23 protein-coding genes and 1 pseudogene are annotated in these 26231 nt (G+C 60.4%); 10 read left to right on the top strand and 14 right to left on the bottom strand.

Annotated features, from left to right (window positions below):
* Window positions 1-8: 8 nt before the first annotated feature.
* A complete protein-coding gene (locus JTJ32_RS03335; RefSeq protein ID WP_099228277.1) occupies window positions 9-794 on the top strand; it encodes an outer membrane protein OmpK in 786 nt (261 codons plus the stop codon).
* 117 nt (window positions 795-911) lie between these two features.
* On the opposite strand, the gene JTJ32_RS03330 is transcribed toward JTJ32_RS03335, so the two are convergent.
* A complete protein-coding gene (locus tag JTJ32_RS03330) occupies window positions 912-1820 on the bottom strand; it encodes a DUF808 domain-containing protein (RefSeq protein ID WP_210040847.1) in 909 nt (302 codons plus the stop codon).
* Window positions 1821-2018: 198 nt separating this feature from the next.
* Between JTJ32_RS03330 and JTJ32_RS03325 the strand changes: the two genes are divergently transcribed.
* Entirely contained in the window at window positions 2019-3308 is a 1290-nt protein-coding gene (locus JTJ32_RS03325) for a DUF8614 domain-containing protein (RefSeq protein WP_099228275.1), read from the top strand.
* Window positions 3309-3959: a LysE family translocator gene (locus JTJ32_RS03320; RefSeq protein ID WP_210040845.1), complete on the top strand. Its 651-nt coding sequence runs from the start codon at window positions 3309-3311 to the stop codon at window positions 3957-3959.
* On the opposite strand, the gene JTJ32_RS03315 is transcribed toward JTJ32_RS03320, so the two are convergent.
* Together JTJ32_RS03315 and JTJ32_RS03310 are read right to left on the bottom strand one after the other, a co-directional pair.
* Window positions 3897-4712, bottom strand: coding sequence for an AraC family transcriptional regulator (locus JTJ32_RS03315; protein ID WP_184319613.1), 816 nt, complete (start codon window positions 4710-4712; stop codon window positions 3897-3899). The genes JTJ32_RS03320 and JTJ32_RS03315 overlap by 63 nt on opposite strands.
* A gap of 122 nt (window positions 4713-4834) precedes the next feature.
* Window positions 4835-5341, bottom strand: a complete 507-nt coding sequence (locus tag JTJ32_RS03310; protein ID WP_210040843.1) for an Lrp/AsnC family transcriptional regulator — start codon at window positions 5339-5341, stop codon at window positions 4835-4837.
* Window positions 5342-5512: 171 nt separating this feature from the next.
* Here JTJ32_RS03310 and JTJ32_RS03305 point away from each other — a divergent pair, with 171 nt between their 5' ends.
* Both JTJ32_RS03305 and JTJ32_RS03300 read left to right on the top strand, forming a co-directional pair.
* Window positions 5513-6529, top strand: a complete 1017-nt coding sequence (locus tag JTJ32_RS03305; protein WP_099228271.1) for a 1-aminocyclopropane-1-carboxylate deaminase — start codon at window positions 5513-5515, stop codon at window positions 6527-6529.
* Between the two features lie 336 nt (window positions 6530-6865).
* Entirely contained in the window at window positions 6866-8944 is a 2079-nt protein-coding gene (locus tag JTJ32_RS03300) for an ATP-binding protein (RefSeq protein ID WP_236059154.1), read from the top strand.
* Between the two features lie 25 nt (window positions 8945-8969).
* Here JTJ32_RS03300 and JTJ32_RS03295 read toward each other — a convergent pair whose 3' ends face one another.
* Window positions 8970-9824: a LysR family transcriptional regulator gene (locus tag JTJ32_RS03295; protein ID WP_210040839.1), complete on the bottom strand. Its 855-nt coding sequence runs from the start codon at window positions 9822-9824 to the stop codon at window positions 8970-8972.
* A gap of 74 nt (window positions 9825-9898) precedes the next feature.
* On the opposite strand from JTJ32_RS03295, the gene JTJ32_RS03290 reads away from it, so the two are divergent.
* Window positions 9899-10840: a DMT family transporter gene (locus JTJ32_RS03290; RefSeq protein WP_210040837.1), complete on the top strand. Its 942-nt coding sequence runs from the start codon at window positions 9899-9901 to the stop codon at window positions 10838-10840.
* Window positions 10841-10936: 96 nt separating this feature from the next.
* Here JTJ32_RS03290 and JTJ32_RS26660 read toward each other — a convergent pair whose 3' ends face one another.
* Complete coding sequence (locus tag JTJ32_RS26660) at window positions 10937-11641, bottom strand: methyl-accepting chemotaxis protein (protein ID WP_371321851.1); 705 nt, start codon at window positions 11639-11641, stop codon at window positions 10937-10939.
* 42 nt (window positions 11642-11683) lie between these two features.
* A pseudogene (locus JTJ32_RS26655) lies at window positions 11684-12865 on the bottom strand (methyl-accepting chemotaxis protein); the annotation flags it as partial.
* Between the two features lie 345 nt (window positions 12866-13210).
* On the opposite strand from JTJ32_RS26655, the gene JTJ32_RS03280 reads away from it, so the two are divergent.
* Entirely contained in the window at window positions 13211-13837 is a 627-nt protein-coding gene (locus JTJ32_RS03280; RefSeq protein ID WP_210040835.1) for a glutathione S-transferase family protein, read from the top strand.
* A 51-nt stretch (window positions 13838-13888) separates the two neighbouring features.
* On the opposite strand, the gene tspO is transcribed toward JTJ32_RS03280, so the two are convergent.
* The 8 genes from tspO to urtA form a co-directional block, all read right to left on the bottom strand.
* Window positions 13889-14329, bottom strand: coding sequence for a tryptophan-rich sensory protein TspO (gene tspO / locus JTJ32_RS03275; protein WP_099228265.1), 441 nt, complete (start codon window positions 14327-14329; stop codon window positions 13889-13891).
* Window positions 14330-14583: 254 nt separating this feature from the next.
* Entirely contained in the window at window positions 14584-14931 is a 348-nt protein-coding gene (locus tag JTJ32_RS03270) for an FmdB family zinc ribbon protein (RefSeq protein WP_099228264.1), read from the bottom strand.
* 77 nt (window positions 14932-15008) lie between these two features.
* Window positions 15009-16238, bottom strand: a complete 1230-nt coding sequence (fmdA, locus tag JTJ32_RS03265; protein WP_099228263.1) for a formamidase — start codon at window positions 16236-16238, stop codon at window positions 15009-15011.
* An 81-nt stretch (window positions 16239-16319) separates the two neighbouring features.
* Complete coding sequence (gene urtE / locus JTJ32_RS03260; protein ID WP_099228262.1) at window positions 16320-17009, bottom strand: urea ABC transporter ATP-binding subunit UrtE; 690 nt, start codon at window positions 17007-17009, stop codon at window positions 16320-16322.
* A 10-nt stretch (window positions 17010-17019) separates the two neighbouring features.
* Window positions 17020-17781: an urea ABC transporter ATP-binding protein UrtD gene (gene urtD, locus JTJ32_RS03255; RefSeq protein ID WP_099228261.1), complete on the bottom strand. Its 762-nt coding sequence runs from the start codon at window positions 17779-17781 to the stop codon at window positions 17020-17022.
* Window positions 17778-18941 carry an urea ABC transporter permease subunit UrtC gene (gene urtC / locus JTJ32_RS03250; protein ID WP_210040833.1) on the bottom strand — a complete coding sequence of 388 codons (1164 nt, stop codon included), beginning with the start codon at window positions 18939-18941 and terminating at the stop codon, window positions 17778-17780. The genes urtD and urtC overlap by 4 nt, the downstream gene beginning before the upstream one ends.
* A 10-nt stretch (window positions 18942-18951) precedes the next feature.
* On the bottom strand, window positions 18952-19869 hold the full coding sequence (gene urtB / locus JTJ32_RS03245; RefSeq protein ID WP_180274326.1) for an urea ABC transporter permease subunit UrtB: 918 nt from the start codon (window positions 19867-19869) through the stop codon (window positions 18952-18954).
* 98 nt (window positions 19870-19967) lie between these two features.
* On the bottom strand, window positions 19968-21212 hold the full coding sequence (urtA, locus tag JTJ32_RS03240; RefSeq protein WP_099228259.1) for an urea ABC transporter substrate-binding protein: 1245 nt from the start codon (window positions 21210-21212) through the stop codon (window positions 19968-19970).
* 403 nt (window positions 21213-21615) lie between these two features.
* Between urtA and JTJ32_RS03235 the strand changes: the two genes are divergently transcribed.
* The 3 genes from JTJ32_RS03235 to JTJ32_RS03225 all read left to right on the top strand — a co-directional run bounded on the left by JTJ32_RS03235 (window position 21616) and on the right by JTJ32_RS03225 (window position 26068).
* Window positions 21616-25017, top strand: coding sequence for an ATP-binding protein (locus tag JTJ32_RS03235; protein WP_210040831.1), 3402 nt, complete (start codon window positions 21616-21618; stop codon window positions 25015-25017).
* Window positions 24992-25663, top strand: a complete 672-nt coding sequence (locus JTJ32_RS03230; RefSeq protein WP_099228257.1) for a response regulator — start codon at window positions 24992-24994, stop codon at window positions 25661-25663. The genes JTJ32_RS03235 and JTJ32_RS03230 overlap by 26 nt, the downstream gene beginning before the upstream one ends.
* A 165-nt stretch (window positions 25664-25828) precedes the next feature.
* Window positions 25829-26068, top strand: a complete 240-nt coding sequence (locus tag JTJ32_RS03225) for a hypothetical protein (RefSeq protein WP_004886708.1) — start codon at window positions 25829-25831, stop codon at window positions 26066-26068.
* The last annotated feature ends 163 nt before the right edge of the window (window positions 26069-26231 follow it).

Genomic DNA, 26231 nt, shown 5'->3' with positions numbered 1-26231 from the left:
TACACCGAATGAATCGCACACTTTCCAGCGTGTTACTGGCCAGCAGTCTGCTGGCCGCAGCACCCGCCATGGCCGGGGATATCTTCCAGTGGCAGAGCAACAGCCTGACCTATCTGAATGGACGGGACTTCACCGTCAACCCGGAAATACAGCAGACCTTCACCTTCGAACATGCGGACAGCTGGAAGTACGGCGACAACTTTCTATTCGTCGACAAGATCTTCTACAACGGCAAGAAAGATGCGAACGCGGGCGACAACACGTACTACGGTGAAATCTCTCCACGCCTGTCGATGGGAAAGATATTCGGACAGAAATTCGAGTTCGGCCCCATAACGGATGTGCTGCTGGCCGCCACTTACGAGTTCGGTGAAGGCGACAACGAGTCCTACCTGATCGGCCCTGCGTTCGACCTGAAGATACCGGGCTTCGATTACTTCCAGCTCAACTTCTATCAGCGCCACACCGACGGCAATCGTCCGGGCGATGGCGTGTGGCAGATCACGCCGGTGTGGTCGTACACCATTCCGGTGGGCAAATCGGATGTATTGATCGACGGCTTCATGGACTGGGTTGTCGACAACGACGAGACATCACGTGGCACTTACCACTCCAACCTGCACTTCAACCCGCAGATCAAATACGACCTGGGCAAGGCGCTCAACTACCCGGAGCGGCAGTTGTACGTCGGTATCGAGTATGACTACTGGACCAACAAATACGGGATCGAGGATACCGGTTCGTTCGACACCGACCAGAACACCGCGAGCCTGCTGGTAAAAGTGTTTTTCTGATAACACGCCGGAACGCGGAGTGCCCCGAGCGGCATTCCCACGCGGAGCATGGGAACGATCAAGACACCGATCGTGCCCACGCTCTGCGCCCCGTTGCCACTCCACGTCCGCTCGGTGCTACGCCCGCGCAGCCTTCCACGCCTTGCCGGCGAAGGTAACGATGACCACCAATACCGCACCGGCAATGATGCCCGCGACGGCATCGATCAGCGTCGGGATGATCACTGACAGTCCTCCCACTGCACCCGCAGCGCTTGCCGTTATGCCTTCGACCCAGTGATGGGCGAATGGCAGGCCGTGGACCAGAATCCCGCCACCGACCATGAACATGGCCGCCGTGCCGAGGATCGACAGCAGCTTCATCAATACCGGAGCGAGCCACAGCAGGCCAGCGCCGAGTTTCTGTGCGAACGAGCTGGCGCTCTTCTTGAGGTACAGACCCAGATCATCCAGCTTCACAATACCGGCCACCAGACCGTAGACACCCACCGTGATCAGCACCGCCACGATGACCAGCACACCGACCTGATCCATGAACGGCCGCGCCGCTACCACGCCCAGAGCCAGCACGATGATTTCCGCCGAAAGAATGAAGTCAGTACGGATCGCGCCTTTGATACGCTCCTTCTCGAACGCCACCATGTCCACCGACGCATCGGTGGTGGCCTGTTTGCGCTGTTCGTGTTCGTCAGCGCCTTCCTTGTGCAGCCATTTATGGGCGATCTTTTCAAAACCTTCGAAACACAGAAACGCACCGCCGATCATCAACAACGGCAGAATCGCCCATGGGGCGAAGGCGCTGATCAGCAGCGCAGCAGGCACCAGAATCGCCTTGTTGAGCAGAGAGCCCTTGGCTACGGCCCAGACCACCGGCAATTCGCGGTCGGCCGACACGCCTGTGACCTGTTGCGCATTGAGCGCCAGATCATCACCCAGCACGCCTGCGGTTTTCTTGGTGGCCAACGCCACGTCATCCAGCAGGGTGGCAATATCGTCAAGCAGGGTAAGCAAGCTTCCAGCAGCCAAAATCAAAATCCTTGAGCAAGTAGAAAAACAAAACGGCGCGTATTGAATCACAGGCTACAGTCAGTCACATCACTCTGACTCGCAGCGTGCGGGAACGTTTGGTCGCACGCACTCAAGTCTGGTGCCTTACAGCAATTATTTCCAATACCTCACCATACCCGTACTGTTCTGATTGCCGCTCTTGAACAGGGAGCGATCATGAACAGCATTTTCTGGCCCAAACGACAACAACACATCATCCGGGCCGTTCGGCTCGAGAAGCCCGAGAAGTTTTCCCCTGCGCTGACCAGTGCATTGAACCAGCTTGTGCGGCAGGCCAATCTGATCCGTGAGCTTGAACGCGCAGGCGAGAAGGATTCGATGCTGGTGCAGACCATTCTGGTGACGATTGCCAACCAGTTGGCGACGGCGTCAGGGCAACTGGAAGACGAAGCGTCCCGTGATGCGATGGGCCTGATCGCCGAAGGGTTGATGGGTTCCGTCTGGATCAAGGACACCGGTGCTCAACTGGCGGGGCTCGATGAGCAGGAACTGGTGAGCTACGTCGGGCCCTTGTCGACCTGGCTGGGAAAATCCCGGGAGACCGGCTTTTCGGCATTCTTCGGCACGCCGAACTTCAGGCTTCAGGCCGTATCGGATGTCGTCGATCATTACCTTGACGGCAGCGTGGCGAGGCTGTCCCGGCAGCTCGGCGCCGAACTTCAACAGTTGCCTGCGTGCTCGTACAAGATCATCGACCTGATCGCCATCGGCGGCGAGGCTGATACGTTCCCCAAACATTTCGCCTACTTCATGCCTGAAGATCAGGGCATCAAGTATTCACCCGTCAAACGCACCATTGTTTTCGCCAACACGTACCTGAATCTCTACCAGCAGATTTCGCGGGAGCAGAAAGGCATCTTTGGCTGGACCGATGATGACCTCCCCGCAGATCAGGACATAGAGCGCTACCTGATGAGCTGGTTCCGGGGCCACGACCTGGGGCACTCCATCGTCTTGCCTGCCACCGACTACCGCCGCCTGAGCCGTCATGACCGCTGGGGCTCGATGGTCGCTCAGGAAGCAGTGGCTGATGTGTTCGGCTTCCTGCTCGCCCTTTCTCCCGATGTCGCCGACTGCCTTGAACTGGAATCTGACAGAATGGTGCGGTTCTATGTTCTGGAGCTGTTCCGCTACCTGCGGCGCGGCCCCGAACAGTTTCCGGACGCCGGTGCCGCCTACGCGCAACTGAAAATGCTCGAAGACGCAGGCGTGCTTTCAGTGATTGCGCCAGGCAGCATCCGTATCGATTGCGCAGCCTTTCCGGCCGCCATGATGCGTATCGCCAGGACACTGCTCGATGCCGTAATGTCCGACAATCTGGAAACCTTCGAGCGTTTTCTGCGAACCTATGGCGTGCACCACGCCAAAAACACGGATGTATTGTTCGGACTGTCGCTGTGCGAAACATCCCTTTTTTATGAACAGTCCTTGCTGGAGAGCGAGTAAGTGGAGTTTTACAACGGTTTTTTACTGAGTCTGTCGCTGTGCCTGGAAATCGGCCTGGCCAACATGGCCATGATCACCCTGTCGATGCAGCGCGGCTTCAGGCAAGGTGTCTGGCTCGGTTTCGGGACCTGTATCGGCGATATGGTCTACGCGATTCTCGCCCTGGCGGGCATGGCGGTGTTGCTGCAGTACGAGGCGGTACGCTGGGCACTGTGGCTGGGCGGTTCGGCGGTGCTGGCCTACCTGTGTGTCAAGATGGTCGCCAGCGCCATACGGGTGAAGACCGGGGTCAGTGGCTCGGAAACACAGTGGGGGCGCACCAACTTCGCGCTGTTCTCCAAAGGCATCGTGCTGGCCATGTCGTCACCCAGCGCGATCCTGTGGTTCGCCGCCGTCGGTGGCGCAATCATCGCCAAACAGGGCGTCGATATGAACAGTTCGATCCTGTTCCTCTCGGGTTTTTTCAGCGCCGGAGTCTTCTGGACGCTGGTGCTGTGCGGCCTGGCCTACCATGGCGGGCAACTGCTGGGCGAGAAGATGCTGAGATGGACCTATATCGCATCGGCGCTGATCTTCGCCTATTTCACGTTATACGTGGTGGTTTCCGGCTACATGGAGTTTGTCAGCCCGCAGCCCGTCTTTGAGCATTGAGGCGTAACGCATCGGTGAAATGCCCATCACCTTGCGGAACGAATTGCACATGTGGCCTTGGTCGTAGAAGTACAACTCGGTGGCGACCCGGGCCGCTGCATCCCCCCGACGCAGCCGTTTGCGCACCTCGATCAGCCTGAGCTGTTTCAGGAACTGCATCGGCGCCAATGACTTGGTCATCTTGAAGCTGCGCACCAGATGGAATTTCGAGATGCCCGCCATGGCGCTGATATCCTGCAGATCAATGTCTTCGTACAGATTGTCCTGCATGAATTCCACGACCCTGGCGGCCATGTCGGGCTCCGCGATCACCGGGCCCTCGCCGCGAAATCTGGAAAGCTCGGCCAGCAATTCGTAGGGCGCTTCTTCGCGTCGCGATGCATCATTGGCCGCATGCAAGGTGACAATGGCGTTGAACAGCGCATCGTCCTTGAGCGCGCCTTCATCGAACAGCGGCCCCTGCACCTCGCCGAACACCGACGCGACGTGCGCTGCATCGAGGTGGACGCTGATGAAGCGTGCGCCTGTCGAGTCGAACAGGGAAGACTGCACCGTCATCGGGTTGTAGAGCGTGACCTGCCCAGGCTGCACGTCCTGGGATCGACCGTCATACCAGATCCGTTCGCTGCCGGAGAGGTTGGCGCTGATCACATACTCTTCGTGGGTATGGCGGGGAAACTCGGCGTCGTGGGCCGACACCAGCGAGCATTCTGCAAAGGATTGTTTCGATAAGGCTTCGATGATCGGCGTCATGTTGTCATTCCTTGAATGGCACGCGATGTCCTGTCCCTGCGCAAGCAGGCGAGATTATCAGCGGCCCCCTGATCAGGCAATGCGCTCGCGTGCCCGTCGTCGGGCTATGTGCAACGCGAGCCTCAGAGCGGAATGTGAGTGGTCGACAGCACCTGACGCAAGCCCATGAACGAACGGATCTGCCGCACGCCCGGCAAATACAGCAACTGTTCGGCATGCAGACGGTTGAAGCTCTGGCTGTCCCTGGTGCGCAGCAGCATGAAGTAGTCGAACTCGCCGGTGACCACGTGAAACTCCATGCACCCGGACACCTTCTGCGCCGCCGCTTCGAACTGCGCGAAAGAATCCGGCGTCGAGCGATCCAGCACCACGCCGATCAGCACCACCATGCCAGCCTCCAGCACTTCACCGTTCAACAACGCCACCACGCCCTTGATAACGCCGCTTTCCTTCAAGCGCTCCACGCGCCTGAGGCAGGCCGGCGGGCTGAGTTTGACCTTTTCCGCCAGCGCGACATTGGAGATGGACGCATCACGTTGCAGTGTCTTGAGAATGGTGCGGTCAATCCGGTCCAGCGGCGGCGTCCTGTCTGGCGCGGGCCTTTTGTTGTGTTCATTTATTGCTTTCATATTCATTTCCACGAAATAAATAAACGTTTCATTGCGTTGACACTAACGTTAATTCGCTAATCGAACAATTCTTTGCAACCACGATTATCCAGCTATTTCCTATGATAGGACCTGTCTCAGGCACAGCGTCAACGCCTCATGCCTGGCCTCACCTCTCAACGGAGACTCGATATGAACCTGAGCAAGTTCAAGCGCTACCCTCTGACATTCGGCCCCTCGCCCATCACGCCGCTCAAACGCCTGAGCGAGCACCTGGGTGGCAAGGTCGAGCTGTACGCCAAGCGAGAGGACTGCAACAGCGGGCTGGCCTTTGGCGGCAACAAGACGCGCAAGCTGGAATACCTCGTACCTGAAGCCATCGAGGGCGGCTACGACACGCTGGTGTCGATTGGTGGCATCCAGTCCAACCAGACCCGCCAGGTCGCAGCGGTGGCGGCGCATCTGGGCATGAAATGCGTGCTGGTCCAGGAAAACTGGGTCAACTATTCCGACGCGCTGTACGATCGGGTCGGCAATATAGAGATGTCCCGCATCATGGGCGCCGATGTGCGTCTGGATTCGGCAGGTTTCGACATCGGGATTCGGCCGAGCTGGGAAAAGGCGATGGCCGATGTGGTCGAGAGCGGCGGCAAGCCCTTCCCCATTCCGGCAGGCTGCTCGGAACACCCGTACGGCGGCCTCGGTTTCGTACGCTTTGCCGATGAAGTGCGTCAGCAGGAAGAAGAACTGGGCTTCACGTTCGACTATATCGTGGTCTGCTCGGTCACTGGCAGCACCCACGCCGGTATGCTGGTGGGCTTTGCCGCCGACGGACGCTCGCAGCGGGTCATCGGTATCGACGCCTCGGCCAAGCCGGACAAGACCCGCGAACAAGTGCTGCGTATCGCCCAAAACACTGCGAAGCTCGTCGAGCTGGGCCGCGAGATCACCGCCGACGACGTCGTGCTCGACACCCGATACGCCTACCCGGAATACGGCCTTCCCAACGACGGCACCCTCGAAGCCATCCGCCTGTGCGCGCGCCTTGAAGGCGTGCTGACTGACCCGGTCTACGAAGGCAAATCCATGCACGGCATGATCGACATGGTCCGCAACGGCGAATTCCCGGAAGGCTCGAAGGTCCTCTACGCCCACCTGGGCGGCGTTCCGGCCCTGAACGCCTACAGCTTTCTGTTCAAGGATGGCTGAGGGCTGATTGCGAGCCGTTATGACGTTACCGACAGCCCGCGCGTATCGCGGGCTTTCCCATTCGATACGCTCATGTCAAAGCGTCCAGGACTTGAAACACCTGGTCTTTGCTTACAGTAACTTTCCCTCCTGACCCGATCCGCTACATCGACCGCCAAAATTCAACTAACCAGTGAACGCTCGGCGCACTTGTACGCTCTAACCGCGCAAGCTTCGCCTATTTACCGAGCGTCAAGGTCGATGGATAACCTCAATTTTTCTCAATCAAACAACACGGGCGAATTGTGCTTTCCCGAAGAGGACGCAGAGATCGGGGCACTTCTGCAAACGGCGGTGATGAATCAGTCGCCTCTGGGGCATCCTTCCCAATGGTCCGGTTGCCTGAAGAGTCTGATCGCCACCGCCCTGCCCGTGCATGCACAGATCGTTCTGTTCTGGGGCCCGCAGTTCATTGCGTTGTACAACGATGCCTATGCGCCGAGCATTGGCGACAAACACCCTGGCGCGCTGGGCCGTCCGGCCGTCGAGAACTGGGGCGAGTTGTGGGACGATCTGGAGCCGCTGCTGCGCGGCGTGCGTGAAACCGGAAAGACGTTCTCGGCCAAGGACCGTCCGTTCTATATAAAGCGCTTCGGTGCCAAAGAAACCGTTTATTTCAATGTGTCCTACTCCGCTGTTCGCGAGACTGACGGTTCGATTGGCGGCGTGTTGTGCATCGTCACGGAAACCACCGAGCGTGTGCAATTCGAACGGCGTCAGGCGTTCCTGATCGAGCTGGGCCGAACGCTGCCCTCCACCTCCGATCCGTGCGCCATAGAGCGCCATGTGCTGAGCCGCCTGAGGGAAGAATTGGCGCTTCAGCACATTGCACTTATCGGGATTGACGATGACGGCGCTCACCTGAAGACAGTGTCGGCAGACCCGAATGATTCATCGTCCGCGATCCCGCACTTGCCCGAATGGACGGACAGCATGTCAGCGGACCTGCGCGCCAACCGCGCTGTGCTGCATGAAATCGCAGCGAGTCCGATCATCCCGGCCAATACAAGGATGGCCCGCTACACCGTCACCAGGCCACCCTGCACCGTCTACGTGCCGGTGGTGCTGCATGGCAAGCTGGAAGCGGTGCTGACCATTCAGCCGTCGATCACGAGCACCTTTGGCGATCACGAGCTGCACCTTGCCCAGGAAGCCGCAAAGCAGGCCTGGTTGTGGATCAATCAGGCGCGGGCCGAACGCGCACTGCGCGACCTCAATGAAAGCCTTGAACAGCGCGTCGTCACCATGCTCGCCCAGCGCGAAAAAGCCCTCGCCCAGTTGCACGAATCACGCAAGATGGAGATGGTCGGCCAGCTCAGCGGCGGCGTCGCGCACGACTTCAACAACCTGCTGACACCGATCATGGCGTCGCTGGAACTGGTTCGCCGTCGCGTGGAAGACCCGCGTTCCACGAAGCTGCTCGACAGCGCCATGCTGGCCGCCGATCGTGCCCGCACACTGGTGGGCAGGCTGCTGACCTTCGCACGGCGCCAGACGCTCGTCCCGGAAGCGATCAGGCTTGATGGTCTGGTGGCAGAACTGAAAGACCTGATCGAGCGCTCGCTGGGGCCGATGATCGTCATGGAGGTCGATATTCCCGACAGTCTGCCGGCAGTGTTCGTCGACCCGCACCAGCTGGAACTGGCGATCCTCAACCTGACGGTCAACGCGCGTGACGCGATGGACGACGGAGGACGTGTAAAGATCAGTGCGCGGGCCGAATCCCTTGAGGCGAAATTCGGCAATCATGTTCGGCTGACCGTCAGCGACAACGGCTGCGGCATGAGCGAAGACACCCTCAGGCATTGCGTGGAGCCGTTCTACTCCACCAAAGGTGTGGGCAAAGGCACCGGACTGGGCCTGTCGATGGTTCAGGGACTGGCTTTGCAGTCGGGCGGTGAGTTCGACATTCGCTCCAGACCCGGTCAAGGCACCCAGGTCAGCCTCTGGCTTCCAGTGGCCAGCAGCCCGGTCATACAGGCGGAATCCAGAGTGCTGGAAACTCCGCAGCTCAAGGGTTCGGTTCATGTGCTGCTGGTCGATGACGAAGACCTGGTCAGGGACAGCACCGCTCATCTTTTGCAGGACCTGGGTTATCAGGTCACCGAGGCCCCCTCCGCCGCAGTGGCGCTCGATCTGTTTGACGCAGGCCTGAGACCGGACGTGCTGGTCACCGATTACGTCATGGCCGATATCACCGGCGTTCAATTGGCACGGCAGGTCCGCCAGCGCATCAACGATCTGCCCATTCTCATCATCACCGGCTACACCAATGCCAAACCGGTGCCGACGGATGATTTCGAGATTCTGGCCAAGCCGTTCCGCCGTCAGGACATTGCTTCGCGTCTGGCTCAACTTGTCCAGAGCGGTACTTGAGCACATGCCTGGCCAGAGCCGAACGCTAGAGCCGGAATGACTGACGCATGGCATCGCCCAGAAGGTCCACCGCTTCATCCATCCTCGAAACCGGTGATCTCAGAAACACCACGTCATGCTCGGCAATGTCGGGCAGCCCTTCCAGTATCTGCATGCCTTCGGTGACGCGGGAACGGTCGATCAGACTGATCCCCAGCCCTGCTTCCACGCAAGCTTTCACTGCCTGATTCGAAGGGCTTTCCAGCACGATACGCACCTTGCGGCCACACTCGGCGAGCGATTCGATCATCGCTTGCCGATACGGGCATTGCGCCGCATGCACGGCCAGCGGAAGCACGTCAGACATCTGCAGAGACTGCCCTTGTGGCCCGACCCACACCGGCCGGGTCGAGACCAACCTCTGTGCATCGTCGCCCGCCTCGCCCCTTGGCAACGCCACCACTGCCGCCTGAAGCTTGCCGCGCTGCACCTGCTCGCGCAGGGCATAGCTGGGTGCGGTTTTCAATTCCAGCACCACATTGGGCCAGGCTGCGGTAAAAGTCGGCAGAATGTCGCGGATCACATGGGTGGCATATTCATCCGGGACACCCAGGGTGATACGCCCGGCCAGTCGAGTGCCATGCAGGTCGGCCAGCACTCGGTCGTGCGTCGCGAGAAGCTCGGTGGTGGATAACAACAGCCGTTTGCCCAGCGCGGTGAGAGAAACAGACTGGTTGTCACGATTGAGCAAGCGACCGCCAGCAATGGCCTCAAGCCGCTGGACGTGTACGCTCACCGCGGCCGGGCTTTTATGCAGCTGCTCAGCCGCAGCCGAGAATTTGCCGATCCGGGCAACCGCATGAAAGGTTCTGATCAGTTCGATATCGAGCGTCGGCGTCATGATTCAATATTTGTGAACAACTGATGTAGTTTATTTTGATTTATTAGACTACCCCAGTTTCGTAGCCTGTGGGCATGAACCAGCACTTATCGATAAAACACAGCGAGACCCTTCGACCCGGCCGTCGGCGATCCATTCCGTTGCCGCTGCTCGAAGCGGGACTGATCCTGACCTGGAGTTCCGGATTCATCGGCGCCCGTTTCTCGATCGATTACGCACCGCCCTTGTTGGTGGTGTTCTGGCGTTGCGTGCTGGTCTGCCTGATTCTTTTGCCCTTCGTGTTCCGGCAGTTGCAGCGGATCTCCCCTGCCGTGTTGCTGAAAAACGCAGGCATTGGTCTTTTGGCCATGACCGGCTATCTGGCGGGCATCACACAGGGCATCGCGCTGGGCGTTCCGGCCGGGCTAGCAGCGCTGTTCGCCGACCTGCTGCCCATCGGGATGGCGCTGCTGGCGGCGCTGTTTCTGGGCCAGCGACTGGCCTGGCGCGTCTGGACAGGTCTGGTCATCGGTCTGTCAGGCGTCGTCATCGCAACACAAGGCGCGCTGGCCTGGGGTAAAGCGCCTCTATGGGCTTATGGCCTGCCGTTGCTGGGCATGCTCTCGCTGGCCGTGGCAACGCTCTGGCGCAAACGGTTGACCCCATCGCAAACCATGGGGCTGCTGCCCAATCTGTGGCTGCAATGTTGCGTATCCGGCATCGTGTTCGCGGTTGTCGAAGGGGCTCAAGGCGGACTGGCACCGATACCCGGCACAGGGTTTGCGCTAAGCGTGGCATGGACTGCCGGCTTGTCCACCCTGGGTGGCTATGGGCTGTACTGGGTGTGCCTGCGCCGCGCTTCCGAAACGCGCGTGGCCAGCGTGTTGTACCTCAGCCCGCCAGTGACCATGCTGCTGGCCTGGATAATGTTCGACGAGCCGCTGTCCTGGCAGATGGTGTCAGGCATGGTCGTGTCGGGAATCGGTATCTGGGTGGTGATCAGGGCGGAGCGGCGCAAGGCTGAAATGGCCAGGTAGATAGGCTGCCCTTTGGCTCTGACACTGCGCGGCATCAAAGCGAACACCGGACGCTGGGTGGGCTTGCGACCTCGCCGCAAGCCCATTTTCCAGACGTCAGATACGGAACCGCGCCACCATGTTCTGCAGATCACTGCCGAGACGCGCCAGTTCAACAGTCGAGGCGGCGCTCTGTTCGGTCGCTGCGGCCGACTGATCGGCGATGTCGCGCACGCTGAGCACGCTGCGGTTGATCTCTTCGGTCACCGCGCTCTGCTGTTCGGCGGAGGCGGAAATCTGCTGGCTCATCTGTTCGATGGTGCCGATCGACTGGTTGATTTCCACCAACGCCTGCTCCGCCTGACGCGCCAGCACCACAGTGCCTTCGGTGCGTTGCAGGCTGGCGTCCATCAGGCCCGAGGCTGCGCTGGTGCCCTGCTGCAATGCCTGAATCAGCGCTTCGATTTCGGTGGTGGAATTCTGGGTGCGCTGCGCCAGCGAACGCACTTCATCGGCCACGACGGCGAAACCGCGACCCTGCTCGCCTGCGCGTGCCGCTTCGATGGCGGCATTGAGCGCGAGCAGGTTGGTCTGTTCGGCGACGGCCTTGATCACGTCGATCACGCTGCCGATCTTGCCGCTGTCTTCGGTCAGGCGTTGCATGGCCTGGCCCAGTTCCTTGACCTCCCCCGCCAACTGACCGATTTCCCGTGTCGCGTGCTGCACCACGCTGCTGCCGTGGGCCGCACGTTCGCTGGCCTGTTTCGCAGCCTTCGAGGCGTCTTCGGTGTTGCGGGCAACTTCCTGAACAGTCGACGCCATCTCGTTCATGGCCGTGGCCACCTGATCGACTTCGTTCTTCTGCTGGGCGACGCCAGCGCTGGTCTGTTCGCTGCCCGCCGAAAGTTCTTCGGCAGCGGTCGCGATCTGAGTGATGCCGTTGCCGATGCCGCCGATCAGTCCACGCAGCGACACGGTCATGTGCTGCATGGTGTTCTGCAGCAGACCCAGCTCGTCCTGACGCGTGGTGGCGGTGTCGTGGGTCAGGTCGCCTTCAGCGATGCGGCGAGCGGCAATCACCGTGTCATTCAACGGCACAGTGATCTGCCGGGTAATGATGAAGGCCGCGAAGACGCCGATCAGCAACACCACCAGGGCCACGCTCAAAAGCTGCATCACCGCGGTGTTCTGTTCACGCTTGGCACTGACCACCTGCGCGGCCGCCAGCTCATCGGCACTGGCCGCTGTAGCGATGGACTGTTGTTGCAGGGTGCTGCGGATCTGATCAGTCTGCTGCAACATGTCGGAGATAGACGCCATCAGCACCTTGTACTGTTTGAGCGCATTCAACGCCGTGTCCACCGCGCCGTTGGCTTCCACCGGCAACTGGCTGCGTGCAGCGGCGACCTGAGCGATCAGTGCATCGGCAGCGTTGTAGGTCGCCTGACGGTTGTCGGCAGTCGGAATGCTCAGATAGCGGCGAAAGATCAGGCGAAAGTTGGTCATGCCATTGCGCAGGTCTCCAGCGATCTTGACCTGCTGAATGCCCGTCTCGCTCGGCGCACGCAAGGTGTCGTCGATGGTCTTCTGCAGGAGGTTTTCAAAGGTCGCACTGACTTCGTCCGAAACCTTGATCAGCGGCTTGAGCGCGTCATCGACTTTCTGATTGATGCTGACCAACTGATCGAACGTCTGCTTCAAACCGCCGACCTGTTCCTTGATGCTCGTCAGCTTCTGCAAGTTGCTCGATACGACGAACACCTTCAGTCCCTGCTCGACGCTACGGCTCAAGGTTTCCAGCGCACTGCCATACACCTGCACACCGGCAGCGGTGGGTCCGGTTGCATAGGCTTGCGCAGCAATGCGTGCGTTCAGGACATCGTCCTTGATTTCGGCGATTTTGCTGCTTTTTCCCAAACGCTCGATCAGCAGGTTGGTGCTTGAGTAACCAATGGCCGTCACGGTCAGCACCCCCAGCAGAATCGCCGCGAAGCCCAGGGCGAGCTTTTTACTGACGTTAAGATTGTCCAACCATTTAGCGCTCATAGCAGGTGTGCCTCGATTTTTCGGAATGCACGGGAATCGGCGCCTGGCGGGCTAACTTGATGGCAAAGTTGATCGACAGAATTTATCAATTCATAGATAAGCTGCAAGACGCCCGTTTTACGGGGCCTTCAGGAATATTAAGATTTATTTAAATTATCGATATTAATCGTTTTCGGACGACTGGTAACAGGTTGCTGCATGTCAGCACGTGATGATTCATGACCGATGGTTGTCCATCCGCGCGGCGCTTTCCATGCAGGCAGTCAGCGCCTGGGCTTTCAGATGGCACTCCCCACAGAAGCGGCGGTCCTCTGTTAACACCCCTTACTTCACAGCGGAGCCCTCATGATCACTGTTCACCACCTCAACAACTCGCGCTCGCAACGCATTCTCTGGCTGCTGGAAGAGCTGGGTCTGCCTTACGAGATCAAGCGTTACGAGCGCGATACCAAGACCAACCTCGCGCCACCCGAACTCAAGGAAATCCATCCGCTGGGCAAGTCGCCTGTCATTCAGGACGGCCCTCACGTGATGATCGAGTCGGCCGCCATCATCGATTACCTCATCCGTCGCCACGGCGAAGGCCGCCTGCAACCGGACCCTGCCGGTGCGACGTATGACGAATACGTGCAATGGCTGCACTTCGCCGAAGGCTCGGCGATGCTGCCGCTCATGCTGGACCTGTACGTCGGACGCCTGGGCGATGCAGGCGCACCGCTGCAGCCACGTATCGAATCGGAAGTGGCCAACTACCTCGGCTACCTGAACGACACGCTGGGTCTGACGCCATATCTGGTGGGCGAAGAGTTGACCGGGGCCGATATTCAGATGAGCTTCATCGGTGAAATCGCCAAGGCCCGTGGCAAGCTGCAGCCTTACCCGAACCTTGCGGCGTGGGTCGACAAGCTTCAGGCCCGGCCTGCGTATCGCGCGGCGCTGGAAGAAGGCGGCGAGTACTCGTTCGCAAACTAATGGGGCGAGTCAGCCAGGCGTCCGGTGACGCCTGGTGACTGTTCAACGGGCTCAGCGATTGTTGCGCAGGATCGAGAAATTCAGCGCAGCCGCCACGCACAGCCAGACCAGATAGGGAAACAGTATCAGTCCGGTGATCACATCCAGACTGAGCGCCATGACCACCATGGCTGCCACGACCAGCCACAGCAGAGTAATGATCACCATCCCGGCAAAGGGTTTGTGCGCACCGAAGAACACCGGCGTCCATAGAGTATTCAAAGCGATCTGCGCGGCCCAGAGCGCCAGCACTGCTTGACTTCCGGGCATCAGGCTCAGGCGATAACCGGCCCAGGCGAGTAGCAGGTAGATGATTGTCCAGGCCACCGGGAACAGCCAGTTCGGCGGAGTGAAGCCGGGTTTTTTCAGCGATTCGTACCACTGACCAGGCTGGAAAATGATACCGGTGCTCGCGGCGGCCGCGCAGGCGAGGAGAAAAATGAAGAAGGTCATCGTCGGTCCTTGAGGGGGATAGTGGTCTGGCGCTTACCCTTCAATGACTCGCTTGCCGTGTCAGAAATTCAATACGTCGGTGAGGTTTGTCATGTGGCGCTGCAAACACCCGGCCGTGGGAGGCGGTTTGCCGCGATGCACGATGACGCGATCTTCCTGACATACCGCGTCGACTGCATCGCCAGCAAGCCGCCTGCCACAACCGTTCCTGCAATCAGCACGTTAGGCGATAACCCGTCACTCAGAACCGGCACTCAATGACTGATCATCCACGGCCGCCCCGCCGCCTTGCCTTTCAGCGCATGCGGATTCGCCTTGGTCGGGACCGGTCGGGTGGTGGGACCGCAGCAACTGCAACCGCTCGGATGGCCACGGCTTTCCTTGTATTGGTCGAGCGTTTTCGGCTCATGAGCGCTTCGCTCGTTGCGGGCGATGGCGCTGCGGGTGTTGCCCGCCATGGTGCTCAGGCCCGGTGCCGAAAGGATCACGCGCATGCTGGACGCGCCGCACTCGGGACACTCACAGGGCAGCGCGCTTTCGGCCATGGGCCGCAGTGACGTGAAGTCGCCGCAGTGGGGGCAGTCGTACTCGTACATGGGCATGCTGAATTCCTCTGAATTGAGATCGACACAGTGCGAATGGACGCCACTCGCCTTTCACGAGCGGCGTCCCGCACAACCTACTTGTCCTGAGCGATCGGCAAATCGACGGTGCCGTCGATGAACTTCGTCGGTCCGTTGGCATTGGGGTTGATGTCGAACTTGAAGATCTCCGTCGGCAGCCACAGCGTCGCGCAGGCGTTGGGCACGTCCACCACGCCGCTGATGTGGCCCTGAACCGGCGCCGAACCCAACAGCGAATAACCTTGCGCAGGCGAATAGCCGAACTTGGTCATGTAATTGATCGCGTTCAGGCACGCCTGACGGTAGGCGACGTTGACGTCCAGGTAATGCTGCTGGCCCGCCTCATCGACCGAGATGCCTTCGAAGATCAGGTAGTTGTTGTAGTTCGGCACGATGGGGCTGGGTTTGAAGACCGGGTTCTTGATTCCGTACTTGGCCATGCCGCCTTTGATCAGCTCGACCCGCATGTGCACCCAGCCGGCCATTTCGATCGCGCCGCAGAAGGTGATTTCGCCGTCGCCCTGGCTGAAGTGCAAATCCCCCACCGACAGCCCCGCGCCATCGACGTAGACCGGGAAGAACACTTTCGAGCCGCGGGACAAATCCTTGATGTCGCAGTTGCCGCCGTGTTCGCGGGGCGGCACGGTGCGTGCGCCAGTTGCGGCCGCCATGTCACGGGCCGGCCCCTTCAGCTTGCCCAGATGGGCAGTCGCGGCAAACGGCGGGCAGGCCAGCACGGGAACGCGATCAGGGTCGGTGTCGATCAGCTCCTGTTCGCGGCGGTTCCATTCGGCGAGCATCTTGTGGTCGGGCAGACAGCCGATCAGGCCGGGATGGATCAGACCGGCAAACTCGACACCCGGGATATGCCGCGAGCTGGTCATCATGCCCTTGAAATCCCAGATGGATTTCTGCGCCAACGGGAAGTGTTCGGTCAGAAAGCCGCCGCCGTTCTGCTTTGAAAAAAAGCCGTTGAAGCCCCATTGCGAATCCGCGCGGGCACCGATGTCCAGCAGATCCACCACCAGCAGATCACCGGGTTCAGCGCCATGCACGCCGACCGGGCCGGACAGGTAATGCACGGTGGTCAAGTCAACATCCCGTACATCGCTGGCATCGTCATCATTCTTGATCGCGCCTGCGGTCCAGTCGTAGGTCTCGAGGATGAAATCGTCACCCGGCCTGACCCAGCAGGCCATCGGAATGTCCGGGTGCCAGCGGTTGTGAATCTGCTCGTTTTCGGTGACGGGCTGGTTCAGGTCGACTTTGATCAGGGTTTCGGTCATGGCGGTTCTCCTGCGGTCTCGGGTCAATTCGATGATTAGGTAAGGTCACGGCAGTTAAAAAGAGGGGACACGGGTCACGGGCTACACCGACAGGTAGCGGCTGATCGTCGCTTCGTCGACATTGGCGCGGGCTTCCTCGACCACGAAGCGGCCCTTCTCGATCACCAGGAATCGGTCGGCGATTTCCAGGGTGAACGACAGCACCTGCTCGGAGACCACGATGGTCAGGTTGCGCAGGCTGCGGATCTCTTTGAGGGTGCGGGCAATGTCCTTGATGATCGACGGCTGAATGCCTTCAGTGGGCTCGTCGAGCAACAGCACCTTGGGGTTGGTCGCCAGCGCACGGGCGATTGCCAGTTGCTGTTGCTGCCCGCCGGACAGGTTGCCGCCACGGCGCCCGCGCATGTCGAACAGCACCGGGAACAGTGCGTACAGGTCCTCCGGCACCTTGCCGTTGGCTGACGCGGGCAGTCCGGTCTGGATGTTTTCCAGCACGCTCATTGACGGAAAGATCATGCGGCCCTGCGGTACGTAGGCCATGCCGTGCTCGACCCTTGAATGGGTTTCCAGCGCGGACACATCAACGCCGTCCACCTGCACTTGCCCGCCCCATTGCGGCAGGATGCCCATCAGGCTCTTGAACAGCGTGGTCTTGCCCATGCCGTTACGGCCCATGACGGCGACGATTTCCTGTTTCTCGACGTTGAGGTCCAGGTCATGAAGAATCTGGCTCTGGCCATAGCCACAGCTCAGCTGTTGAATCGTGAACATGCTGTGCTCCTCAGTGGCCCAGGTAAACTTCGATGACTTTCGGGTTCTTCTGCACCGACTCCATGCTGCCTTCGGCCAGCACCTTGCCCTGATGCAGCACCGTGACCTTGTGGGCGATGCTCTTGACGAATTCCATGTCGTGCTCAATCACCAGCACCGATCGGCCCTGGCTGATGCGGTTCAACAGATCAGCCGTCTGTGCGCGTTCACTGACGCTCATGCCAGCCACCGGCTCATCGAGCATCAGCAGTTCCGGGTCCTGCATCAGCAACATGCCGATTTCCAGCCACTGCTTCTGGCCGTGGGACAGAAGCCCGGCCTGCTGCTCCAGCAGGTCACCGAGAAAAATGTCGGCGGCCACCTGCCGGACCCTTTCCAGCACTTCGCTGGAGCGCCTGAAGAACAGTGCGCCGAACACACTGCGTCCTGCCGGAAAGGACATTTCCAGGTTCTCGAACACGCTCAGGTTGTCGTAGATCGACGGGGTCTGGAATTTGCGTCCCACACCGGCACGCACAATGTCGTACTCGTTCATCCGGGTCAGTTCACGGTCCTTGAACTGGATGCTGCCGCCCGTGGCGCGGGTCTTGCCGCAGATCAGATCGAGAACGGTGGTCTTGCCAGCGCCGTTGGGGCCGATCACTACTCGCACCTCGTTGCGGTCGATGTAAAGGTTGAGATCATCGACCGCCTTGAAGCCGTCGAATGACACCGTCAGCCCTTCGATGGCCAGCACCGGCTTGTTCATCTGGAAACCTGTCGGGCTGTTCATGGCTGGGTCTCCAACGGACGGGCGGGTTGTTTTTCAGTCGTCAACGATGGGGGCACCTTGCTCACTGGCGCCGGCCCGGGCGCGAATCTGCCCAGCCATTGGCGAGCGTGGCGTTCCCACAGACCGGCCAGGCCGTCGGGGAAGTACATGACCACCGCGATGAACAGGCCGCCCATGAGGTACAGCCACAGTTCAGGGAAGGATTCGGAGAAATAGGTCTTGCCGTAATTCACCAGCAGCGAGCCGTACACCGCGCCCAGCAGCGACATGCGCCCCCCCACCGCAGCAAAGATGACCATCTCGATGGACGGCACGATGCCGACGAACGACGGCGACATGAAGCCCACCTGCAACGCGAACATCGCCCCGCCAATTGCGGAAAATCCGGCAGCCACGCAGTAGACGAAGACCTTGAAGGCGGCCACGTCGTAGCCCGAGAAGCGCACCCGTTCTTCCTTGTCGCGCATGGCCATCAGCAGTCGGCCGAGCTTGGAATAAAGAATGAATTTGCCGATCAGGATGCAGCCGAGCAGCAGTGCGGCATTGATGAAGTACAGCGTCAGCTTCGCGCCGTCGCCGCGAATGTCCCAGCCTAATAGAGTCTTGAGGTCGGTAATGCCATTGACGCCACCGGTCAGGCCTTGCTGGCCGATGATCAACACCGTCAGGATCAGCGCAATGGCCTGGGTCACGATGGAAAAATACACATCGCCCACCCGCCGCCGAAACAGCGCGGCACCGATGATCAGCGCGAGGATCACTGGCACCAGCACCACGGCGATCACCGTGAAGGTAAAGCTGTGAAACGGCACCCAGAGCCATGGCAGTTCGGTGATCTGGTTCCAGTCCATAAAGTCCGGAATGCCCGGCGTGGACTGGATTTTGGTGCTTTGCGGGTCCGACGCTTCCAGCTTCAGGAACATCGCCATGCAGTAACCGCCCAAGCCGAAGAACACCCCCTGCCCCAGGCTGAGAATGCCGCCGTAACCCCAGCACAACACCAGCCCGACCGCGACGAAGGCGTAGGTCAGGTATTTGCCGACCATGTTCAGACGAAAGGCGTCCAGAGTCAGCGGAAACACCACCAGAATCAGGGCCGCGAGGATCAGCAGGCCGACCACACCCTGGCGGCCACCGAGCATTTTGTTGAGTGCGTTCATCGTTCGGCCTCTATTTGCGGACTTTGCTGGAAAACAGGCCTTGCGGGCGCATCAGCAGGATCAGAATCACCGCCGAAAGCGTCAGTACCTTGGCCATTGAGCCACTCATGAAGAATTCGGAAATCGACTGCGCCTGGGCAATTGCGAACGCCGATGCGATGGTGCCGAACAGGCTCTGTGCGCCGCCGAAGACCACCACCAGAAAGGTGTCGACGATATACAGCGAACCGGCCGTGGGCCCGGTGGAACCGATGGTGGTGAAGGCAGCCCCCGCGACACCGGCCACGCCGCAACCCAGAGCGAAGGTCATGCGGTCGACCTGGCGGGTGTTGATGCCGACGGCGCGGCTCATGATGCGGTTCTGCACCGTGGCGCGAACGTGCAGGCCCCAGCGGGTGCGATACAGCATCAGGAAAATGCCGCCGGTCATGAGCATGCTGAGGCCCATGACGAACAGGCCGTTGCGGGGAATTTCGATGGCATCGGTCAGGTTCACGGCGCCCATCAGCCATTCCGGCGGCGTGGCGCTGACTTCCCGCGCACCGAAGATCGAACGAAACGCTTGCTGCATGACCAGCGACAGACCCCAGGTCGCCAGCAGGGTGTCGAGCGGCCGATGGTAGAGGCGGCTGATCATCACCCGCTCCACCACCCAGCCAATCGCACCGGCCACCACGAACGACAGCGCGATGGCGAAGAAAAAGTAGTACGGCTGCATCCACGGCAGATAGGTCTGCACCAGCGTCGAGAGCACGTACGTGGTGTAGGCGCCGATGGTGAGAAACTCACCGTGGGCCATGTTGATCACGCCCATCTGGCCAAAAATGATTGCCAGCCCCAGCGCCATCAACAGCAGCACGCAGAACACGGACAGACCGTTGAACCCCTGCATGGCCGCGATGGCACCAAATTCCGATAGCCATTCCATGATGGTGGTCTCCAAGGGTGAATGACGGGGGGCGCGAGGCTGTCGGCGTGACGCCGCGGGCAGCCCCGCTCCGGTACACAGCGTTCAGGTAGTTGCTGTTACTGGTAACCCTTGGGGAAAGGATTGGGCTCGATCAGGTCCGATTCGTAGATCACTTTGAACTGGCCGTCAGCCTGGACTTCACCGATGCGGGTCTTGCTCCACAGGTGATGGTTCTCGTGAACCTTGACGTAACCTTCCGGCGCGGTTTTCAGCTCGATGCCTGGCGACGCTGCAACCACCTTGTCGACGTCGAAACTCCCGGCTTTCTCGACAGCAGCCTTCCACAGCCAGGGACCGAGATAGGCCGCCTGGGTCACGTCACCCATGACCGAATCCTTGCCGTACCTGGCCTTGAAGGCCTCCACGAAGGCCTTGTTGTTCGGGTTGTCGAGGCTTTGAAAGTACTTCATCGAGGCATAGAAGCCCTGCATGTTTTCGCCGCCGATGCCCAACAGTTCATCCTCGGTCACCGACAGGGTCAGCAGGTTCTGCTTGGCCGAGGTCACGCCTGCGGCCTTGAGCTGTTTGTAGAACGCGACGTTGGAGCCGCCCACGACAGCGGCAAACACCACATCGGGCTTCTTCAGCTTGACCTTGTTGATCAGCGAACCGAACTGGGTATTGCCCAGCGGGTAGTAGTCTTCGCCGACCACGGTGCCGTGCAGGACATTCTCGATGTGCTTGCGCGCGATCTTCATGGAGGTGCGCGGCCAGATGTAGTCCGAGCCGATCAGGTAGAAGGTCTTGGCGCCCTTCTCCCTGGCGATCCAGTCAAGGCTTGCGAGGATCTGCTGGGTGGCTTCCTGGCCGGTGTAAATCACGTTTTTCGACTGTTCCAGCCCTTCGTAGAAGGTCGGGTAGTACAACAGGCCGTTTTCCTTCTCGAACACCGGCAACACGGCTTTGCGTGAGGCCGAGGTCCAGCAGCCGAACACCGCGGCCACCTTGTCGCCGACCAGGAGCTTCCTGGCTTTTTCGGCGAAGGTCGGCCAGTCGGAAGCACCATCCTCCTGGACGATTTTGATCTGCCGCCCGAGGATGCCGCCCGACGCGTTGATCTGGTCGATGGCCAGCCGCTCGGCCTGGATCGAGCCGGTCTCGGAAATCGCCATGGTGCCGGTGGCCGAGTGCAACTGGCCGACGGTCACCTCGGTAGCCGTCACGGCAAGCCCGGTGGTATTGGCTTCATCGGCCAGGGTCGCCTGGCTGAACACACTGGCGGCAATCAGCGAGAGCGCTGCCGCACCCAACGCCAGGCGTCGGGGAAAAAAGCGTATGGGGCCTGTCTGTCGTGAATCCATGTTCCCGCTCCTGTGCTGGTGAGTCGCGGCGAGACCGGTCAGAGCCGTCGCGAGTAGGAGCAAGCATGAGCGTGACGCCGGAAACGGGGTATACGCAGCATGACGTATCGGCATACGTCATTTGACGTAGGGTGCGGCCGCAGGATCAAGGGCATGATTGCGCCTGCGCTGCATGCCATCTGCGTGTACCCGAGGAGCGGCGCAGCGGCCCCTGATTACAGCTGACACCGCGCGTGTGCCGGTTCTGCTGCCGGTGCCCGGCAGGTCGCCGGCAAGCCGCCTCCCGCGGTCCGGCGTCGAAGACGTGGCAAGGCAGCCAGACAGGCACAGAAGTTGCTGCCTTCCCCCGTGTCGGCAACGTACAGGGATTTGCGTGAGTCATTAACCCTCAGGAATCCACTCCGTGCGCCCCTCTGGCTCTCAACGCATCATCAAAGTGCGCCGCGATTACAACCGGCTGGTCGCCGACGAGACCATGGAAGACTACGCCCTGCGTTTCACGCCGAAATCCTTCCGCAAGTGGTCGGAATTCCGCATCGCCAACACCGCGGTGGGTGCCGTGTCGTTTCTGGCGCTGGAGGCCATTGGCGGCGCGCTGGTGATGAGTTACGGCTTCACCAACACCCTGTGGGCGATCATCGCCATGGCGCTGGTGATTTTTCTGACTGGCCTGCCCATCAGCTATTACGCTGCCCGCTATGGCGTGGACATGGACCTGCTGACCCGCGGTGCAGGGTTCGGCTATATCGGCTCGACCATCACTTCACTGATCTACGCCAGCTTCACCTTTCTGTTCTTCGCCCTGGAAGCGGCGATCATGGCCTTGGCGCTGGAGTTGTATTTCCACATTCCGCTGGCGCTGGCTTACGTGATCTGCTCGATCATCGTCATTCCGCTGGTGGCCTACGGCATCACCCTGATCAGCCGTCTGCAGATGTGGTCGCAACCCTTGTGGCTGACGCTGCTGATCGTGCCCTACGTGTTCGTGATCTGGAAAAACCCGGACGCGCTTTCGGACCTTACCTCGTTCGCCGGACGCGAAGGTGAAGGCGGCACCTTCAACCTGCTGCTGTTTGGCGCGGCGTTCAGCGTGGCGCTTTCACTGGTGACGCAGATCGGTGAGCAGGTGGACTACCTGCGCTTCCTGCCGGAGAAAACCCGTCGCAACCGTAAACGCTGGTGGGCCGCGCTGTTGATGGCCGGACCTGGCTGGGTGATCCCCGGAGGCCTGAAGATCATGGCCGGCGCGTTTCTGGCCTTTCTGGCCCTGCAGCATCAAGTGCCCATCGAACGCGCTGCCGAGCCGACGCAAATGTACCTGGTGGCCTTCAACTACGTGTTCCTGTCACCTGAATGGGCACTGGCGGCCATGGTGCTGTTTGTGATCATTTCCCAGATCAAGATCAACATGACCAACGCCTACGCCGGGTCGCTGGCCTGGTCGAATTTCTTCGCCCGCGTCACCCACAGCCACCCCGGCCGGGTGATCTGGCTGGTGTTCAACGTCGCCATCGCCCTGATTCTCATGGAGCTGGGCGTGTTCGACGCCATTGAAGAAGTCCTTGGCCTGTACGCCAATGTCGCCATCGCCTGGATCGGTGCGCTGGTGGCCGATCTGGTGATCAACAAGCCGCTGGGCCTGTCACCCGGACATATCGAGTTCAAGCGTGCGCACCTGTACGACATCAACCCGGTGGGCGTCGGCGCGATGTTCATCGCATCGCTGCTGTCCATTTGCGCTCACTTCGGTGCGTTGGGTGAACTGGCCAGAGCTGCACCGCCGCTGATATCCCTGACCACCGCCCTGATTGCCGCGCCGCTGATCGCCTGGCTGACCAAAGGCCGCTACTACCTGGCGCGCGACAGTAACCCGCTGCTGCTCTTCCCCACCGGTCGGCAGGCGAGCCTGCACTGCGGGGTCTGCAGCAACGCCTTCGAATCCCCGGACATGGCCTGGTGTCCGGCCTACGGCTCGCCGATCTGCTCGTTGTGCTGCTCGCTGGACGCCCGCTGCGGTGATCAGTGCAAGACCCGTTCGCGGCTGTCCATGCAGTTCGAAGACCTGATCGGTGGTCTGCTGCCTCGCCTGCCACGTCGCTACCTGCACACGCGACTCATGCAATACCTGGGCTTGCTGAGCGTGCTGGTGCTCGGTCTGTCCGGCGCACTGGCGTTGATCTACAGCCAGGTTTCACATGGCCTCACCGACCAGTCGCCACAGGCGCACCACACGCTGATGCTGGCGTTTCTCAAGGCGTTCCTGACCTGTTGCGTCTTCGCCGGTGTGCTGGCCTGGTGGGTGGTACTGACCCGGGAAAGCCGCCGCGTGGCACTGGAAGAATCCGAACGTCAGACCGCTCTGCTGATGCAGGAAATCGAAGCTCACCACAAGACCGATCAGGCCTTGCAGGAGGCCAAGGAGGCGTCGGAAGCCGCCAACGCGGCCAAGAGCCGCTACGTCACCGGCCTGTCCCACGAGTTGCGCACGCCGCTGAACAGCATTCTCGGCTTCACCCAGATTCTGCAACGCGACGCCGCCACGCCGGGCAAGCACCTGGACTCGCTGGCGACCATCATGCGCAGCAGTTCGCACCTGCTCTCGTTGATCGACGGCCTGCTCGACGTCGCCAAGATCGAGGCTGGCAAACTGCGTCTGGAGCCCTCGGAAATCCTCTTTCGGGAATTCCTCGATGATCTGCAGAAAATGTTCACCGGCCCGGCGCGCGACAAGGGCCTGACCCTGCGCCTGGAGCTGCTCGGACGCATGCCGGATGTGGTGCGCGGCGACGAAAAGCGCGTGCGCCAGATCCTCATCAACCTGCTGGGTAACGCGATCAACTTCACCGACAGCGGCGAAGTCTGTCTGCGGGTCAGCTATCGTCTGGAAACCGCGATTTTCGACATTATCGACACCGGCATAGGCATCGCCCCGGAACAGCTCGAACGGATCTTTCAGCCGTTCGAGCGCGGCGGACTGGTGCGTCAGGACAACGGTGTCGGCCTTGGCCTGACCATCACCCGTATGCTCACTGCCTTGATGGGCGGCGCGCTGTCTGTCACCAGCCAGCCGGATGAAGGCACGCGCTTTCAGGTTCGGCTGTTCCTCTCGGAAGTCCGGGTGCCCAAGGCAGTCGTGGCCACGGACCATGACCTCATCGGCTACGAAGGACCCCGGCGGCTGATCCTGGTGGTGGACGATCACATCGAACACCGAAAGGTCATCAGCGGCATGCTCACTCCCCTCGGCTTCAACGTCGCCCAGGCGGCCAACGGGCAGGAGGCGATCAGACAGGTTTCGCTGCTGCACCCGGACCTGATCCTGATGGACCTCTCCATGCCCGACATGGACGGCTGGGCCGCCAGCCGCCTGATCCGCCGTAACGCACTGTCCCAGGCGCCGATCATCGTGCTGTCGGCCAACGCCAGTGGATTGGCCGACGACAAGGAGCGCAACCTGCAAGTGTGCAACGATTACCTGCCCAAACCGGTGCACCTGCAACGATTGCTGGACCGCCTGCAACATCATCTGCAACTGACCTGGCAACGTCGCGCGCACAACGCTCCGGCACCTGCACTGTCTGCGCGCGGGTTGCCTGCGCGGGTGGACCTGGAAGAACTCTATGAATTGTGTGGCCTGGGCTATGTCCGGGGCATTCAGCAAAAGCTCGACGCAATCGAGCGGGATGGCGCAGGCAGTAGCGGCTTCGTCGCCGAGTTGCGCACTTTGGCCTCAGGCTTTCGCCTGGATGAACTCAGCCACCAACTGAAAGAGGCGCTCCATGGACGCAATGACCCGAGCCGCTGAAAACGGCATCATCCTGATCGTCGACGATGTGCCCGACAATCTGGCGCTGCTCTCCGATGCGCTGGACGAAGCGGGCTACATGGTGCTGGTCGCGCTGGACGGCCAGAGCGCGCTGACCCGCATCCAGCGCCGCCGACCGGATCTGATCCTGCTCGACGCCATGATGCCGGGCATGAACGGGTTCGAGACCTGTCGCCAGATCAAGGCCCAACCCGACACCGCCAACATCCCGGTGCTGTTCATGACCGCCCTCACCGACAGCGAACACGTGGTGCAAGGCTTCGAGGCCGGTGCCATCGACTACGTGACCAAACCGATCCAGTGCACCGAAGTCCTCGCGCGCGTCGCCTCCCACCTGCGCACCGCACGCATCCTGCAATCAGCCCGCAACGCCTCGCAGCCCGCCAGCTTCGACGACAAACCCGCCTACGGAAAACTCTCCAGCCGCTTCCAACTGACCGATCGCGAAATCGAAGTCCTGCGCTGGGTGTCGTGCGGCAAGACCAACAAAGACATCGCCGACATCCTGCAACTGAGTCCTCGGACGGTGAACAAGCACCTGGAGCATATTTACATCAAGCTGGGGGTCGAGACGCGGACGGCGGCGACGTCGGTGGCGCTGGGGGTGATGGCCGGTGGGGTTTAGGGTGACTTCACTCCATTCCGGAGCGATTGCGGCTGAAGCGCCCAGGCCGAGGACGCTTTTGAATAACAAAGATGAGTCACCGTTGCAGACACCATCCAACAAATAGCGCACCGTGTTGCAGACCACTCATACGCACATTGCCCAACCTTACTGTCCGGACTTCAAATGACACCCAACGCAGAGCACTACAATCCCTCCACCGAATACGCAGACAAGCTGATTTCACGCATCGGGCAAACACCGTCGTGGATCGCAAAGCGTATCGGGGTCACTGACAAGCGAATCAAGTACATTCTGGAGGGCGAAAGAACCGTCAAGGGTGAAACCACTCCGATTCAGATGACGTACACAGAGCAGTTCGCCCTGGAGTGCCTTGCTGCAGAGGCCAAAGCCCTGAAGAAATAGGTTTGCATGCGCCGTTTCTGTTGATTTTTCTGGTCGCCCCCCTGTCAGGGACTGGACTTGGTTCAGCCCCGGATCGCAATGCGCAGACCGTAGCGCAGGATTCAGCCTCGCGCCCTCCTTCGCTGCGCTGAACCAATCGCGTTCACAACGCTCGAGTCTCTGA

This window comes from Pseudomonas alliivorans (assembly GCF_017826695.1).
GTDB classification, from domain to species: Bacteria; Pseudomonadota; Gammaproteobacteria; order Pseudomonadales; family Pseudomonadaceae; genus Aquipseudomonas; species Aquipseudomonas alliivorans.
This window is presented reverse-complemented; position numbering and strand designations above follow the sequence as displayed.